This is a genomic window from Scytonema hankhaensis NUACC26 (genome assembly GCF_045865695.1).
Taxonomy (GTDB): Bacteria; Cyanobacteriota; Cyanobacteriia; order Cyanobacteriales; family Nostocaceae; genus Scytonema.
Map to the genome: position 1 here is coordinate 39,728 of NZ_BAACAP010000213.1, position 15,701 is coordinate 55,428.

Annotated in this window: 15 protein-coding genes and 2 pseudogenes; 14 read left to right on the forward strand and 3 right to left on the reverse strand. The window is 39.2% G+C overall.

All coding sequences use genetic code 11. The annotated features are described in order from the left end of the window. Window positions 1–78 precede the first annotated feature (78 nt). From ACKTT2_RS27580 to ACKTT2_RS27620, 9 genes and pseudogenes are all read left to right on the forward strand, one after another. On the forward strand, window positions 79–984 hold the full coding sequence (locus ACKTT2_RS27580) for an ATP-grasp domain-containing protein (RefSeq protein WP_407892612.1): 906 nt from the start codon (window positions 79–81) through the stop codon (window positions 982–984). Between the two features lie 356 nt (window positions 985–1,340). Then, entirely contained in the window at window positions 1,341–1,619 is a 279-nt protein-coding gene (locus ACKTT2_RS27585) for a hypothetical protein (RefSeq protein WP_407892614.1), read from the forward strand. A gap of 49 nt (window positions 1,620–1,668) precedes the next feature. Further along, entirely contained in the window at window positions 1,669–2,115 is a 447-nt protein-coding gene (locus ACKTT2_RS27590) for a nitrogen fixation protein (protein WP_407892616.1), read from the forward strand. 69 nt (window positions 2,116–2,184) lie between these two features. Then, window positions 2,185–2,640 carry a Nif11-like leader peptide family RiPP precursor gene (locus tag ACKTT2_RS27595; protein WP_407892618.1) on the forward strand — a complete coding sequence of 152 codons (456 nt, stop codon included), beginning with the start codon at window positions 2,185–2,187 and terminating at the stop codon, window positions 2,638–2,640. Between the two features lie 36 nt (window positions 2,641–2,676). After that, window positions 2,677–3,012 carry a hypothetical protein gene (locus ACKTT2_RS27600; RefSeq protein WP_407892620.1) on the forward strand — a complete coding sequence of 112 codons (336 nt, stop codon included), beginning with the start codon at window positions 2,677–2,679 and terminating at the stop codon, window positions 3,010–3,012. Window positions 3,013–3,038: 26 nt separating this feature from the next. Next, window positions 3,039–3,290, forward strand: a pseudogene (locus tag ACKTT2_RS27605) (radical SAM protein); the annotation flags it as partial. Then, entirely contained in the window at window positions 3,286–3,510 is a 225-nt protein-coding gene (locus tag ACKTT2_RS27610) for a hypothetical protein (RefSeq protein WP_407892621.1), read from the forward strand. The pseudogene ACKTT2_RS27605 and the gene ACKTT2_RS27610, both read left to right, overlap by 5 nt. A gap of 3 nt (window positions 3,511–3,513) precedes the next feature. After that, on the forward strand, window positions 3,514–3,714 hold the full coding sequence (locus ACKTT2_RS27615) for a hypothetical protein (protein ID WP_407892623.1): 201 nt from the start codon (window positions 3,514–3,516) through the stop codon (window positions 3,712–3,714). Between the two features lie 364 nt (window positions 3,715–4,078). Beyond that, window positions 4,079–4,438, forward strand: coding sequence for a hypothetical protein (locus ACKTT2_RS27620; protein ID WP_407892625.1), 360 nt, complete (start codon window positions 4,079–4,081; stop codon window positions 4,436–4,438). Between the two features lie 202 nt (window positions 4,439–4,640). Here ACKTT2_RS27620 and ACKTT2_RS27625 read toward each other — a convergent pair whose 3' ends face one another. Then, the gene (locus ACKTT2_RS27625; RefSeq protein WP_407892627.1) at window positions 4,641–5,048 is read right to left on the reverse strand and encodes a PEP-CTERM sorting domain-containing protein; all 408 of its coding nucleotides are present in this window, start codon (window positions 5,046–5,048) and stop codon (window positions 4,641–4,643) included. Here ACKTT2_RS27625 and ACKTT2_RS27630 point away from each other — a divergent pair. Beyond that, window positions 5,043–6,785 (forward strand): GNAT family N-acetyltransferase, encoded by a 1,743-nt coding sequence (locus ACKTT2_RS27630; protein WP_407892629.1) that lies wholly within the window; start codon window positions 5,043–5,045, stop codon window positions 6,783–6,785. The two genes, ACKTT2_RS27625 and ACKTT2_RS27630, sit on opposite strands and share 6 nt — an antisense overlap. A gap of 109 nt (window positions 6,786–6,894) precedes the next feature. On the opposite strand, the gene ACKTT2_RS27635 is transcribed toward ACKTT2_RS27630, so the two are convergent. Both ACKTT2_RS27635 and ACKTT2_RS27640 read right to left on the reverse strand, forming a co-directional pair. Next, window positions 6,895–7,752: a hypothetical protein gene (locus ACKTT2_RS27635; RefSeq protein ID WP_407892631.1), complete on the reverse strand. Its 858-nt coding sequence runs from the start codon at window positions 7,750–7,752 to the stop codon at window positions 6,895–6,897. 550 nt (window positions 7,753–8,302) lie between these two features. Further along, window positions 8,303–8,497: pseudogene (locus ACKTT2_RS27640) on the reverse strand (insulinase family protein); the annotation flags it as partial. 1,128 nt (window positions 8,498–9,625) lie between these two features. Here ACKTT2_RS27640 and ACKTT2_RS27645 point away from each other — a divergent pair. The 4 genes from ACKTT2_RS27645 (at window position 9,626) to ACKTT2_RS27660 (ending at window position 15,611) form a co-directional block, all read left to right on the forward strand. Beyond that, window positions 9,626–10,219, forward strand: coding sequence for a helix-turn-helix domain-containing protein (locus ACKTT2_RS27645; RefSeq protein WP_407892633.1), 594 nt, complete (start codon window positions 9,626–9,628; stop codon window positions 10,217–10,219). Window positions 10,220–10,231: 12 nt separating this feature from the next. Beyond that, on the forward strand, window positions 10,232–13,015 hold the full coding sequence (locus ACKTT2_RS27650; protein WP_407892635.1) for a peptidase domain-containing ABC transporter: 2,784 nt from the start codon (window positions 10,232–10,234) through the stop codon (window positions 13,013–13,015). Between the two features lie 88 nt (window positions 13,016–13,103). Continuing rightward, window positions 13,104–14,642: a beta-barrel domain-containing protein gene (locus ACKTT2_RS27655; protein WP_407892637.1), complete on the forward strand. Its 1,539-nt coding sequence runs from the start codon at window positions 13,104–13,106 to the stop codon at window positions 14,640–14,642. Window positions 14,643–14,828: 186 nt separating this feature from the next. Further along, on the forward strand, window positions 14,829–15,611 hold the full coding sequence (locus ACKTT2_RS27660) for a peptidylprolyl isomerase (protein ID WP_407892639.1): 783 nt from the start codon (window positions 14,829–14,831) through the stop codon (window positions 15,609–15,611). Window positions 15,612–15,701 lie beyond the last annotated feature (90 nt).

The window sequence follows — 15,701 nt, forward strand, 5'->3', positions numbered from 1 at the left end:
TAGATGGTAGAAAAACCCTAATATCTAACCACTATCTATTAACCACTAACTACTAACTGTTTAAATTTTTCGTTTCCAATGAACATTTTAATTCTAGGTAATTCTTCAGATACCCATGCTGCCCATCTCAAAAATGTTCTTACTCAAGCAGGCGCAAGAGTCGATTATTTAGATACTAACCTTTTTCCCACACAATTGCGAATGTCTTGGAATCCTAATACCCAAATAGGATGCTTGACTCTACCAGAAGGGCGGCGATTAAAGCTTCAGGAGATTCACAGCATATTTTGGCGTACTTTCTCTGGTGTTTATATTCCTCAGTTGAAAGACTCATACCAACAGCAAATTGCATTTAACGATTCTATGAGTGCCCTACGCTCATTCATGCAAGCTTGTCCATCTCGTTGGGTGAATTCCTGGCAAGCATACCAATTTCATAAAGAAAAACCGTTGCAACTAAACAAAGCAAAACAAATAGGGGTCACAATTCCAGATACTTTAATCGGTAATCATCCAGAAGAAATTTTAGAATTTGTTCAGATACACGAAAAAGTCATTTTTAAACCAGTTTATGGTGGTGCTCATACTCAAGTTTTGACAGAGGAACATTTAGAACCTAAACGTCTAAATTTAGTTTTGATGCTTTCTCCGATCGCAATACAAGAATACATTCCTGGTACAAATGTTCGCAGTTATGTTATTGGAGAATCAGTCTATTCTGCTGAAATTCGTAGCCCTGCTATAGACTTTCGAGAAGATACGGATGCTGAGTTGATTCCTAGAGAATTACCAGAAGCAGTTCAACAACAATCTTTGGCGATCGCAAAAGCATTTATGCTAGATTGGACTGCTATTGATTGGCGTGTTAAACCAAACAATGAATATATTTTTTTAGAAGCAAATCCCAGTCCAATGTTTATTCATTTTGAAAATGAAACTGGTTTCCCTATTACACAAAATTTAGTAAACCTTTTGATGAATTAATATGCAAATCCTAACATAATTATGTTAGGATTAAATGAAAATTAAAACACGAGATTAGGGGAAATTACCTGCACTTCTAGAGAATATTACACATCCGATACTGCTTGGTTAGTAATACATCAATCTAAGAAGATCCCCCCTACCCCCCTTAAAAAGGGGGGCGTTACTTGATATTTCGTTCCTTGAAAGAGGCGTTACTTGATATCTCGTTACCCGAAAAAGGGTGGCATGACTTGATATCTCGTTGGCTCAAATCAAAGAAACCTGGTTTTTGGCATTACTGTATCGATGCTCTAGAACAATACTCACATCTTGTACCAAACAATTGACATAATTCAATCACCCAGTGTAAACATATGGAAAGCAATAAAAAATCTAACCATCACATAGAAATTAATGACCTAATCGATCTTGCCATTACTAATGCAGTGATACGAAGGGGGCTAGTAGAAGAAGAGGGTTGTTTAGCTTTATCTGATGACGAAGCTGCGAAAGTTGCAGGTGGTCTGACAATTGATAAATCTACAAAAGCTTTAAGTAAGAAGACTCCAGAGGTTATAGTAGCAGGGTTTAAGCCAGTTCGTCCACCACTTATAGTTGGACTAATTGCACAGGATTACAATAAACTTGCTTAATTTTTAGCCTTCAAGTGTTAAAGATGCTCTTTCAATGGAGGCTGAATTAATGGAAGACATTATCCCCACCCAAACAACCCTTTGTCCTAGTGCTAGACCTGAATCAGCGGATGGTGTTGTCTTTGGCATAGTCGGTGGAATGGCGACTGCACCCCGTATAGCCTATCTCAAACAACCCCTACCCGTTACAAATGAATTAATGGCAAAGGTAGGCTCAGTTACACCCGCTGAAATTTTTCGAACCGCAGCATCCTGTATGGAGTCGGGTTGTCAGCATTTTGATGGCAAAGACTGTCGTCTATCAATGCGGATTGTGGAACAATTACCTGCTGTAGTAGAAGAACTACCACCCTGTTCTATCCGCCGAAATTGTCGCTGGTGGCAGCAAGAAGGTAAGGCAGCTTGTATGCGATGTCCGCAAATTGTCACAGATAACTATTCTTCATCTGAACAGTTACGTCAAGTAGCAGATCCTTCTATTTATTTTCAAACTTGATGTATTGGAGTAAACCTTCATTTAACTGTATCCTGACAAAGAGTAGTACTCAAGGAGAAAGTAATCATCATGTCCCTAGAAATTTTTGAAAAAGTCAAAGACTTTCTTATCAAACTAGTTAAAGATGAAGCTTTCCGCACCCAACTCATGAGCGAGAAAGCCGAAGAAGTGAGAAAGGTAATGGCAGATAGTGGCTATATATTTTCTCAAGATGAGTTTGAAGAAGCCACCATCAAAATATTGGAATTAAAAGATAATGGTGAGTTTTACGAACTCAGCGAAGAGGAATTAGTGGGGGCTGTCGGTGGTTTGAGATATGCTTGGCCTGCCAAAGAAGAATATCCCACTCATCCTCATCCAAGACCCTACCCAAAACCACATCCAAAACCATACCCCAAACCATATCCCAATGACCCACAGCCCCTGTATGGCGTAGTCATCGATCCACTCGATCCACCCGTACAAGCACTATATGGGGTAGTTGTTCCAAATGACGAGTATATAGACAAATCGAGTCAAAATTAGCGCATCAAATAATTGAAAACAAAAAGGTTAATTATTATGAAGATTGCAGACTTATCCCATTTAGAGAATGCTTCAGAAAACGAACTAATTGTAGGTGGTGCTAGTGGGACTATAACTGCTGATGCGTCAGCTGCAGGATATGGTGCTACTACTATTACTGCTACAGCTCTTACACTTAAAGCTAAGAAGAACGGTGGTGCTAAGCTCAAGGGTACAGGAATGGCTCTTGCAATTGGTGAAGATCCTGTAGCTGATGTCAATTACGATCTTCAAGGTTTTGATAAAGTAAAGATAAAAACTATCGAGAAACATGGAGAGAACTTTGATTATGAGCTTGTGAAAATAAAAGCGATTGATAAACCAAACAAATAAACCTCTCCAAACAAGAAGAATTAGCCATGTCATATAGCCGCACAACTTACGCCGTTTGGGAAATAACCTTAAAATGTAATCTTGCTTGTAGCCACTGTGGTTCCCGTGCTGGCAATGCACGCACTAAAGAACTCTCCACCGAGGAAGCATTGGATCTTGTCAGGCAAATGGCAGAAGTTGGGATTAAAGAAGTTACCCTCATCGGCGGTGAGGCGTTTCTGCGTCTAGACTGGCTGGAAATTGCCAAAGCTATTAACGCAGCTGGTATGTTATGTGGTAGCTCTTGTTCATGAAGAACAAGGTGTGAGGGAGCGCGTTATTCCCAAAGTGAGAGCGCAAGGATTCCCCTTTGATAATGGTGAATTTGAGCTAATTGTGGAGCCTATAAATACTCCCTTACCAGAAAACGATCCATTAAACTTTAGTGCCGATCGTATTCAGTGGTCTGAAAGTTGGCAGAACAAACCCGAAGTTTCTTACTCATTGGCGGAGCAATAGATCGTGGTAGAAAATTTAGAAATTACCAAAATTCAAGAGAAAAAAACTGTCGTTGATTCATCAAAAGATGAATTAACGAAGATTCCCCTACTTCCTCGTTCAGCTTGGAATAGGCAATTAAGCTATTTGAAAGAAGTTTTGAAAGCAAAGCAAGCCTTAGATAAAAGAGAACAGAGAAATAGAGATTCCAGGGATATCAAATAGTCGAGCCAGTTCGTTGCTGGGGGTTCCCCCGTTGTAGGATCTGCTGTGCGATTTCTAATTGATAAAGCAAGTATGAATTGGCTGACAAATATCCTCTTAATATAAAATAAAAGACTTCCAAGAAATAAATTCCTCATCTTGTAAGGTAGGCTTCCTCACCCGTTCATTTTATAGGATGAAATGTGAGCGCCATTCCACAAAAAGTTAGATATTTTTTAATTTTAAATTTCCTAAAAATCATTGATGGTAAAATTTTTATAAATGAGTCTTAAAAGTAAATTTTTTATAAATAAGTAGAAGATGACTGGCATAATATGTAATAATAAATTGACAAAACATTAGAATTATAAAGGCGTTTCTAGCTATGATTATCTCCGACTTAAGCCATTTAGACATCATTTCTGAAAACAATGCAATATTAGGAGGCGCTGCGACTTCAGTTACTACTGAAGGTACTGCTTATGGTGACTCTACCAAAGTCAAGGCTATAACTAAAACCAATAGTATACCCCTGGGTAATGGTGGTTCTCTGTCTCTCGGTTTTGGTTATGTTAAAGCATCTGCAGTCGATGCAAAAGATGCTAGTGCTAAGGCTAATGTTTCTGGAACTGCTGAAGGAGATATCAATTTTGTGATTGGGAACAATTATTCCATTGATACTGGTCGTAGAGCTCAGGCTGGAGGTTTTGTTTTTGCATATGCATTAGATCTTCCTAAAGGATAAATGCGCTTAATTAAGTCAGACTTTAGACAGGTGCATCCCGCAAATATTCAGATTCGCTATTTGAATTAATTATCAATGCGATGACTGGAGTTTTCTAACTTATCAACAAACTTTGCGTTCGCGAAGCGCAAGCTGTACCCAGCTTATCGCGAAGCGCAAGCCGAAAGAGTGCTTATCGCACTGACAATCACTGAACAAGGAATTAAACCTCAGTAAATACTTTTGATTGCGAAGAGGATTCTAAAGATTTCTCTTTGCGTTTACCTTTTAATACCAAGCTCATAACTATACTTGAAGCAAGTAAAGCCAGGATACTTGAAGGTTCAGGTACTTGAACTCTAGCCTGATTTCTCTTAATTTCTACTAGCGCTAAAACTGTATTTTGAGCGTTCTTGCGGTTTAGGAAACCTTTGACAGACGCTGTGACAAATTCGTTGTTGCTTCCAAAACTATAGTTATACTCACTTTCTGGCTCGATGAAGGTAACATTTTCGCTTTGAGCGATTGCGATAAAATCATCGTTTTTAAGAGCGGTGAAATTTCCAACAAGACTAAAGAAATTTAAAACACGTTTTTGAGTTGTGTCAACTAAGGTAAAAATAGTATGCAAATTGATATAATTGAAGACGATGAAACATTCGAGAAAATAAGAAATAATTGGGATTTTGTATATGCAGCAGATCCTCAAGCTCAATTCTTCTTATCCTGGGTGTGGCTATCTGGATGGTTACCGATGGTGTATGAGCAGTGGTTTATACTAGCTGCTAAACCAGATACCCATGATTCATCCTATGTTGCATTTTTCCCTTTGAAAATTGTACTAGAACAGCAGGATGACGGTGGCTTTTATACTGAACTTTACATGGCAGGAAATAGCGTAGCAGATTACACGGGAATGATTTGTCTGCCAAGTTATGAAGAAAAGGTGATTCCTGCTTTTGCAGCTTACATCCTACAGCAGTTAGAATGGTCTAGTTTCAACATACAAAATATTCTAGAAACAGATACACGGATGTCCCGGTTTTTGAAGAGTTTTCCTGAAGATAGTTTTGAGTTCACTCAACACCGAATTCACAATTCTGGAGAAGATACCGATAATTATATTGCCCCTTATGTTTCATTATCGGATAACTGGGAACAATATCTGCAAAACTACCTCAGTTCCAATACTCGCCAAAAAATAAGGCGCTTTTTAAGGAAAATAGAAAACTCTGACGAGTTTCATATCACCCATGTTAACGCAGACAATCTAGAGTCTCATATTGAGATACTACTCAAGTTATGGGAGTCCACATGGAGAGAGAAAAAAGGGGATAATTGTGGCGTAATCATGAGTATCGTTAGCGCTAATTTACGTCATTGTTTTGAACATAAATGTCTGTATTTTCCGGTTCTGTGGCAAGGGGACAAACCTTTAGGAGCGATCGCGAACTTTGTTGATGTTCAGCAGAAATCCATGCTATTTGTCATCACAGGTCGTGATAAAACTTTTAACAATCCCCCTCCTGGTCTTATTCTCCATGCTGACACGATCCGATATGCTATCCAAAATGGATTTAAAGTCTACGACTTTTTAAGGGGGAATGAGGAATATAAATATTCTTTTGGAGTGAAAGAGCGCCGTCTTCAGCATATCATAGTCAAATACAAAAATTGTCAGAATAAAAAATGGGATGTCAGGGCTTTGCCTCTAGCCTTTCATCTCACTGTTCAGGCTCATCAAGCAAATCAACTCGCCAAAGCTGAGCAGGGATATCGTCAGATTCTGGAAGTTGAGTCGAATCATCCAGAAGCACTTCATGGACTGTCCGTATTGATGAGGCAAAAAGGTGAATACCAAACTGCCGAAAATCTGCTGAAAAACCTGCTTCAGGTTCAGCCCCATTCTGTCAAGGCTTTATTTAGTTTGGGGAATTTATATCAAACTCAAGGTCAGTTATCCGAAGCGATAGAAGCTTATAATCGAGTCTTAGCTCTACAGCCGGATGCAAGCGCCGCATATAATAACCTGGGCTACGCTCTACAACAGCTGGGTAAATGGGAACAAGCGATCGCCTGCTATCAAAAAGCGCTAGAACTACAGCCTGAGTGTATTGAAGCTGAAGTTAACAAAGCTAATGCACTTCATGCTCAAAGAAAGCTCTCCCTAGATGAACAAGCTCATTATGCCGTGCTGAACAACGATTTAGGCAACAAGTGTAAACAGGTAGGAGATTTCAAAACTGCGATCGCCTACTATCAGCAGTCCATCTCTATGAATCCAGATTTGGCAGCAGCTCAATATAATTTGGATCTGGTGCTACAAGAACAAAAGCTAACATTTAAACAATCAGTACCAGTTATTTGAATTGAATGTCAATGCGATTACTGGAGTTTTCTGACTTCTCAACAAAATTTGCGCTCGCGAAACGCAAGCCGTACCTGGCTTATCGCACTGACATTCTCTAAACAAGGTATCAAACCTCAGTAAATACTTTTGATTGCGAAGAGGATTCTAAAGATTTCTCTTTGCGTTTACCTTTTAATACTAAGCTTATAACTGTACTTGGAGCAAGTAAAGCCAGGATACTTGAAGGTTCAGGTGCTTGAACTCTAGCCTGATTTCTCTTAATTTCTACTAGCGCTAAAACTGTATTTTGAGTTATCTCGCGGTTTAGGGAACCTTTGACAGACGCTGTGACAAATTCGTTATTGCTTCCAAAACTATAATTATACTCACTTTCTGGCTCAATGAAGGTAACATTTTCACTTTTATCAAGTGCAACGAAATCGTCATTTCCAAGAGTGTTTAAATTTCCAACAAGGCTAAAGAAATCTAAGACACGCTTTTGCTTTGTGTCAACTAAGGCTAAAAATACATCTCCAGCAGCTCTTGCATTTTCTTTAGGACGATCTATTGATGTTACCAGATCTAAATTAGCTATAAAGTCAAAATGAAAGAGTGTATTTGCCTCTACATTGAAAAAGCCGCGAACTATAGTTGCACTTTCTGCTAATCCTAAGTAATTTTTAGTTTCACCTAGTGCTGTACTTAAAGATGAACTGAATGTAAATGATGGTTTAACCACAAAAACTGCTTGTGCGTCAGCAAAAGCAGCTGCAAAACCCCCCTTGGACAGGGCAAGTGTCTCAGTATCAGCTACAGTGTCAGTCGAAAAGGGTGTTTGGCTAAAGTTTAGATAGAGTGACTCGCCTTGAGACGTCGCAAAGGTAGCAGCATCACTAGGTGATGGTGCTAACACAGAGCTTGTGATGGCAGAAGCAAGCAGCAAAAAGCACTTTACATTTTGTAGGTATGGCTTTATAGTTCTCATCTGTATCTTATTGGGTGTAATTTTGAATCAATGCAAAACTTGATAACCTCAACTTGTAAGCAAGGAAAAATACCTAGCTCATCCTGACGTGTTGCCAAAAAGTCCTTTTTCAGCAATACTTATGCCAGTCTTTGTGACTAAAAAACTGTGGTAAATACTGTGTATTTGTCAAAGCTCAATTTTTACTTACGTAACTATACTACTCTTCTCAAACTATATCTCGTATAAACTTACTATGAGATACTGTCAAAATTACACAAAAATTTCTTGATTAAACTTTTATCTAATTGTCAACATACAATGAACTACTGAGGCTGCTAGATCCTCAACTTCGCAGAAGTTGGGGATTTCCAAGAAATAAATTATCCGGTGATTGTGGGACGGGCGTCCCCGCCCGTTCTATATTAGTGGCGGGCGGGACGCCCGCACCACAAGAAATTTTAGGATATTCTATTATTTGGAAGTCCCTTGTCGAGGCTCTGAGCAAATTTATCTTTAAAACTTATATTGTAGAGACGTTGCATACAAAGTCCCTAAGGGGCTGTTACTTCTGAGTCAATTGGGGCTGGTTGATAAAAAAGACACCACCTTTTTTCGCTTGCGATACCAAAGGTAACTGAGGTTTGGTCATTTTGGGGTTAGATTTCCAATCGCCCAACTTTGCTTGAATGAGCGATCGCACCCTTTGAGAGTGAAAATCCCCTAAAATGCTCAGAGTAAAATTCTTGGGGTATAAATTCTGCTGAGTTTGATACATATGACCAGTCAACCTATCTTTTTAAGAGACACAGGGAGGGGTCTGATAAATCACAACGATAAAGAGAAGTACTGTATCCGTTCGGTATAAAATTTGCGAATGAATTTGTGGAAACAAGAAAAATTATCCTTGTTAAAATTCCCTAGCTGTATACTATAGGGATGTACTGGCAACTGGTAATTAATAACTGTTAACCATGATATTTGTAACTCTTTTTGTACCTAAAATAGGGTAATAACCACATCTGTAAGAATCCAATACTTATTGAAATAGTAAATTATGATATACGTATTTTTACTAAAACGTTAAGAGAATTAATTTGTTTGATTTTATCTCTCTTCTTATACAATTTATACAAACATATTTTTTTCTCTAAAATTAATTTTGAAGATATTATAAAGTAAATATAAATTTTCAACAAAGATTCTTTTTTTTAAGAAATAAAGTCTTGACGTAACACTAGGAAGTTTTACTATTAATGAGCAGTAGTTTGATACATAGATTCAGGAAATGTTGCTTGGTCATTGAAATTGTCTTTCAGAGAATTTCAGATTTCAGAAAAATCTGCGTATTCAAACCAATTCTTTAATTTTGCAAACGAATTGTTTGTAATTTTGTTGACAAACATATTCAAGGAGTATCTTGTTTAGTTAATTTGAAATGTAATAAACACTATCACAACATAGGAAGGTTAGCGTCCCGCCTGCTGTCACAAGACAAGGGACAGCTTGTGTCACCCATCCCACAAGCAAATATGCAATACCAGAAAACGGCTACTCCCTTCGATGCTATAAAATTACTTATATTCTCTGCTCATTCCTCTACGTTCTCGGCGTCCTGTGCGGTTAATTCATTAAGTAATATTTTGGCAGGAAAGGAGTAATCACACTAAGCAAGCAATTATCATTGATAAATTGATAATTGCAAACTGTAAATTGTTGTTATAAACTAGTAAGACTAAGTGCGATTGGTAACAATTTCATGTATGTAGAAACGTAGTATGCAACGTTTTTACATAGAGCCAATTAGCTACAAATATAAATGAAAGGTTTGTGTATTTTGAAATATTTTCCGTTTCAAATCTTCAAAAAAATAGAAGATACTGCTTAGTAAAAGATGAACAACATAGACAATAATTTTGAAACAAACGGTCAGGGGTGTAGTAAATTTTTAACACCTTTTCAGCGTAAGGTTCTAATTAAGAATTTGCAAACAAATTTACAGCCAGAACACCGTCGAAGGCTGGAAATTATGTTACTGGCAGACCAGGGTAAATCACAAACTCAAATCTGCGAAATATTAGGTTGTTCAAAAGAGATGGCGCGTTACTGGAGCACTGTAGCAAAAGCAGGGCTGGCACATAAATGGCAAGAACAACCGAAAGGCAGACCCAAGACAGTCAATGACCAATACATTGAAAGATTAAAAGAATTGGTGAGATATAGCCCTCGTGAGTATGGTTATGGATTTGATACTTGGACTGCTCAATGGTTAAGCAAACACCTAGCTCAAGAATTGGGTATTGAAATTAGCGATCGCCACATCAACCGCTTGCTGAAAAAGATGGGACTTTCCAAGAAACAAAAAAGCTCTTCTAACACAGCAGCAATAAACCAGTCTCAGAATACAACGATCGCGATCGGTGACTTGCAATCCAACTTTGAGCCAAGTTTCCATTGGTCATTCAATTTAATTCAGAATAACAACTAACAACTAAGCAGTATGCTATCAGAGTTTTCTCCACAACAACTCATCAGTATTTTAGGTGAAAAACTACCAGAACAAGAGCTTGCTTCATATTTGGCAATGGTAGAAATCATAGAACCAGCAGCAGCAAAGCAGTTTTGGCAATCAACAAACACTCGTGCTGGAATTTATATAATTCTTAGCGGTAAAGTGAGACTGCTGGATAGTTCTGGTAATTTAATCTCCACCCTTACAGTCGGAGCATCATTTGGTGAAGTGACTCTTTTTCCAAAAGAGAATTTCAGTTCATATGTTGCTAGAGCCTCATATAACTTGAAGCTTTGCTATCTTAACGAAGAAATCTTGCAGCTTTTAATAAGTAAATATCCCAGTATACAGGCTCACCTGTTGGCTCGTGCAGAAAATTGGGATATGCTTATTCGTTCTTCCCAACAACAGGCGGACACATTCGAGCGGCAAGTATCAATCGCCTCTGATTCAAAGATTGATGACCAAACAAGCGATCGCAATGCCTCTTTTGCAAAAGCCAATCAGAGGAAAGTCATTCCATTTCCCTCGCAGACACTACCACAACCAAAACAAAAAAGACTGCTTCCTTACTTTCCCAGTCCCAAAGTCAAAGTGGGGCAAATATGGGGACGACTGACGCGACGCTATCCGTTTTTTGAACAACAAAGCCTTGCGGACTGTGGTGTAGCCTGTTTAGTAATGATTGCTCGCTATTGGGGAAAACGCTTGAGCGTCAATCGGTTGCGGGAATTAGCCAACGTCAACCGTAGTGGTGCATCCTTGCGTGCATTAGCAGCAGCAGCAGAAAGCATTGGTTTTGCTACCCGTCCTGTAAAAGCGAGTCTCGATAAACTAGCCGAACAACCCCTACCTGCGATCGCGCATTGGGAAGGTAAACATTACATTGTTGTCTATGAAATCACTTCCAAACAGGTAATTGTTGGCGACCCCGCCGTCGCTCAACGTAACCTAAGCCATGCAGAATTCAAAGCTGGATGGACTGGTTATGCGTTGTTATTACAACCTACGGCAATACTCAAAGAAAGCCAAGAAGCAAGTACGCCCTTTTGGCAGTTGTTTGCGTTAGTCAAACCACACGCCACGGTACTACTCGAAGTGTTCTTGGCTTCTGTGTTTATTCAGGTTTTTGGACTAGTCACACCTTTATTTACCCAGTTGTTATTAGACCGAGTGATTACTCAAGGTAGCACGATTACCTTAACTGCTGTTGGTCTAGGCTTGGTGATTTTTGGATTATTCCGCGTCGCCATGAACGGATTAAGACAATATTTGCTGGATCACACTGCAAATCGAGTGGGAGTCGCTTTGTTAGTGGGGTTTATCAAACATACCTTCCGCTTACCCTTAGCCTTTTTTGAGTCTCGTTACGTTGGCGATATTATTTCTCGCGTTCAGGAGAATCAAAAAATTCAGCGCTTTCTTACGGGAGAAGCACTATCAATCATTCTCGATTTACTGACAGTATTTATTTATATAGGATTGATGTTTTGGTATAGTTGGCAAATGGCATTGTTAGTGCTATTGGTCATACCACCCTTTTTCCTATTAACTCTCATAACCACGCCTTTACTCCGCCGTATTAACCGTGAGGTGTTTAATGCCTTAAGCGAAGAGAACAGTTATCTAATTCAATCCCTCACAGGAATTCGTTCTATCCGGTCAATGGCAATTGAACAAACAGTGCGCTGGCGCTGGGAAGAACTCTTGAATCATTTGATTAAAAAAATGTTTGGCGCTCAGGTAGTTGCAAACCAACTACAAATTTTCAGTTCTACCATCGAATCTTTAGCAACGACGGGATTACTGTGGTTTGGAGCGTGGTTAGTCATTCAAAACCAACTTTCCATTGGGCAACTTGTTGCTTTCAATATGCTGTTAGGTAACGTCATTCGTCCTTTCCAACGTCTGACAGTACTATGGAATCAACTACAAGAAATTGTTGTAGCTACTGAGAGGATAAATGATGTTCTCGATGCAGAACCAGAAGAAGATTTACTTTTATCACCCCGCCAGTCCTTGCCAAGACTTCGCGGTCACATCCGCTTCGAGAATGTCACTTTCCGCTACCATTCAGAAAGCGACATAAACGTACTTGAAAACATTAACTTTGAAATCCAGCCCAGGCAAACTGTAGCGGTTGTGGGACGTAGTGGTTCTGGGAAAACTACGCTTTCTAAATTAATCTTAGGGTTATATCCTGCCACTACAGGTAAAGTCTTAATTGATGGTCGCGATGTGGCTAATATTTCTCTCAAATCGCTGCGTTCTCAAATAGGTGTGGTTGACCAAGAGACTTTCTTGTTTGGCGGTACGATTCGAGAAAACATCAGCATCGCTCACCCAGAAGCCACTTTAGAAGAAATTATTGAGGCGGCGCGTTTAGCAGGGGCGGATGAATTTATTCGACAACTTCCACTCGGGTACGAAACTCAAATTGGTGAAGGCGGCGGAATGCTCTCTGGTGGTCAACGCCAACGTTTAGCGATCGCTCGTGCATTGTTAGGTAATCCGCAGTTCTTAATTTTTGATGAAGCCACTAGCCACTTAGATGCAGAATCAGAACGTATCATTCAAAACAACTTGAAGACTATTCTCAAAGGACGTACTAGTCTGATCGTTGCTCATCGCCTCTCCACCATACGCGATGCCGATTTGATTCTGGTGTTAGACCAAGGGGTTTCGATCGAAAGCGGTACTCACGACGAATTAGTCGCAAAAAAAGGACATTATTACTACCTCAACCAAAAACAACTCTCTCAAGCAGGTTAAGTCACTGGTTACTGGTCACTGATAAGTTATGTTGGGTTTCGTTCCTCAACCCAACCTACGGTCACTCTCTACCCCCTATCCCCTTCATATGGCTAATCCATCTAATAATTCTTCATCAACATTCTCTCCTTCTGACGAGCGACATATAACTGACACTACTTTTAATTCAGTTAAGGAACATCATTCTGTAGAAGATGCTAACGATTGGTTTTACGTTACTGAGGAACTTCTAGATGCTGTACCAAAACGTTGGACTCGCTCTTTGTTATATATGCTTGTCGTCTTTAGTGCGATCGCTTTACCTTGGGTGATGTTCTCAAAAGTCGATGAGACGGGAAGTGCTAGAGGACGTATTGAACCACTAGGCGCAGCACAAAGATTGGATACTCAAGTTAGTGGAAGTGTCACTGCGGTTAAAGTTAAAGAAGGAGAGTCAGTCAAAGCGGGACAAGTTTTAGTAAAACTGGAGTCAGATGTCCTAAAAACTGATTTGCAACAGACACGCGCAAAGCTCGAAGGACAACAAAATCGTCTGGCGCAACAGAATTTACTCAAAAATCAACTGCTACTGGCTATTAGTGTCCAACAACAACAAAACCAATCTCAGGAATTAGAAAAGATTGCCCAAGTTAATCAAGCAAAGCAAAACTTAGATGCAAAACAAAGTACTTATAACTTACAAAAATTGGAGAAACTTGCTTTAGTTAACCAAGCAAAGCAAAACCTAATTTCTAGCCAGACTACTTATAAGTTAGCCAAAACTCGTTGGAATCGGGATTTAAAAGAAGTCCAACGCTATCGCAAACTTTTACAAAAAGGCGCAATTCCTGAAATTAAAATTGTGGAACTGGAAAAAGCAGCAGAAGAAAGCCAACGATTGCAAGAGCAAACTGAATCAGATATTAAACAAGCCGAGTTACGTTTAGCTGAGGAGCACAACCGCTATCAAACGATTATGCGCCAAGCACAAGCAGACATTGAACAAGCAAAACTGAGACTTGCTGAGCAACAAGGTAGTTATAAAAGTGTACTGCATACTGGCAAGTTGGCTCTATTAAAAAATCAAGAACAACTCAAAGATCTGCAAACACAGATAACTAGCTTGGGATATGAGATTGCTCAAACAAATAGCCAGATTACATCTTTAAAGCTTCAGTTAGAGCAGCGAGTTGTTAAATCTCCTGTAGATGGAGTCATTTTTGAATTACCCATTGAAAAGCCAGGAGCCGTAGTACAACCAGGTCAGATGATAGCCCAAATAGCACCTAAAGACACTCCTTTTGTACTTAGAGCCTCTATACCTAGCCAAAATAGTGGTTTCTTAAAAGTGGGCAATAAAGTGAAAATTAAGTTTGACGCCTATCCTTTCCAAGATTATGGAATTGTATCCGGAAGGGTCAGTAGAATTTCACCAGACTCCAAACTTCAGGATACAAATCAAGGCAAAATGGAAACTTTTGAATTGGATATTACTCTAGATTCGTCTGAGATCCAAGTAGGGAATAAACGTATTCCTTTAACCCCAGGTCAGACGGCGACCGCAGAAGTTATTACTCGACAACGCCGAGTGATTGATTTCATTTTAGACCCATTTAAGAAGCTACAAAAAGGTGGGTTAGAACTGTAGCCATTAGTTAGGGGTTAGGGGTTAGGGGTTAGTGGGGTGGGCACTGCCCACCGTTCGCTCTTTGGTGGGCAGTGCCCACCCTACGCCTATAAGTAATCTTCTGGCGGGAAGGGAATAATTGTTCTTTCTAACTAACTACTATCTACTAACAACTAACAAAATTACAATTTTTTGAGGAATTAAATCATGTTAAACTTTTTGAATATCTCTCTACAAGACATCATTTTTCAATTAAAAGTTTCTTATCAAATTCCAGGATTAGTAGAAGCGATCGCTACTCGTAAAATCATTGTGGATGCAGCTCAAAAAGCAGGTATAACAGTTGATATAAGCTCACTACAACAAGCAGCAGATAGCTTGCGGTTAGCAAATAATTTACTTAAAGCAGAAGATACTTGGGCGTGGCTGCAAAAACATCATCTTACCTTAGAGGAGTTTGAACAATTAGCAGAAACAAACTTGTTGTCTGCAAAATTAGCTAGTTACTTATTTGCAGACAAAGTTGAACCTTTCTTTTACGAACACCATCTTGATTACCTCGCCGCCGTTACCTATGAAGTTGTCTTAGACGACGAAGACGTAGCGAGTGAAATTTTTTATGCTCTAATAGAGCGCGAAATAAGTTTTCAAGAAGTTGCACGCAAATATATCCAAAATCCAGAACTACGTCGTGCTGGTGGGTATCGTGGTGTACGATATCGTACCGATTTTCAAGCAGAAATTGCTGCTCTTGTCTTTGCTGCAAATCCCCCGCAATTACTCAAACCAATTGTCACCTCTCAAGGTGTCCATCTCCTGAGTGTTGAAGAAATTATTCAACCAGAATTAAATCAGCAGCTACGTTTTAAGATTATGGCTGATTTATTTTCTACATGGTTAAAGGAACAAATTACAGAACTAGAAATTGTTACGAACTTTGAAGCCGACTCCTATCCTCAAACCTTACCAGAACTTTTAAAACTCGCTTAGAAGTAGTTTATCATGCGTTAATCGAAGCAATAGAATTCGCGTCTATACAAAGTATTGTAGGTAAGGCTATGCCCACCATTTGATATTGAT

What these genes read in the sequence shown, in the direction of transcription:
- ACKTT2_RS27580 (WP_407892612.1), top strand. Translation starts at nt 79, where the DNA reads ATGAACATTTTAATTCTAGGTAATTCTTCAGATACCCATGCTGCCCAT.
- ACKTT2_RS27585 (WP_407892614.1), top strand. Translation starts at nt 1,341, where the DNA reads ATGGAAAGCAATAAAAAATCTAACCATCACATAGAAATTAATGACCTA.
- ACKTT2_RS27590 (WP_407892616.1), top strand. Translation starts at nt 1,669, where the DNA reads ATGGAAGACATTATCCCCACCCAAACAACCCTTTGTCCTAGTGCTAGA.
- ACKTT2_RS27595 (WP_407892618.1), top strand. Translation starts at nt 2,185, where the DNA reads ATGTCCCTAGAAATTTTTGAAAAAGTCAAAGACTTTCTTATCAAACTA.
- ACKTT2_RS27600 (WP_407892620.1), top strand. Translation starts at nt 2,677, where the DNA reads ATGAAGATTGCAGACTTATCCCATTTAGAGAATGCTTCAGAAAACGAA.
- ACKTT2_RS27620 (WP_407892625.1), top strand. Translation starts at nt 4,079, where the DNA reads ATGATTATCTCCGACTTAAGCCATTTAGACATCATTTCTGAAAACAAT.
- ACKTT2_RS27630 (WP_407892629.1), top strand. Translation starts at nt 5,043, where the DNA reads ATGCAAATTGATATAATTGAAGACGATGAAACATTCGAGAAAATAAGA.
- ACKTT2_RS27635 (WP_407892631.1), bottom strand. Translation starts at nt 7,752, where the DNA reads ATGAGAACTATAAAGCCATACCTACAAAATGTAAAGTGCTTTTTGCTG.
- ACKTT2_RS27645 (WP_407892633.1), top strand. Translation starts at nt 9,626, where the DNA reads ATGAACAACATAGACAATAATTTTGAAACAAACGGTCAGGGGTGTAGT.
- ACKTT2_RS27650 (WP_407892635.1), top strand. Translation starts at nt 10,232, where the DNA reads ATGCTATCAGAGTTTTCTCCACAACAACTCATCAGTATTTTAGGTGAA.
- ACKTT2_RS27655 (WP_407892637.1), top strand. Translation starts at nt 13,104, where the DNA reads ATGGCTAATCCATCTAATAATTCTTCATCAACATTCTCTCCTTCTGAC.
- ACKTT2_RS27660 (WP_407892639.1), top strand. Translation starts at nt 14,829, where the DNA reads ATGTTAAACTTTTTGAATATCTCTCTACAAGACATCATTTTTCAATTA.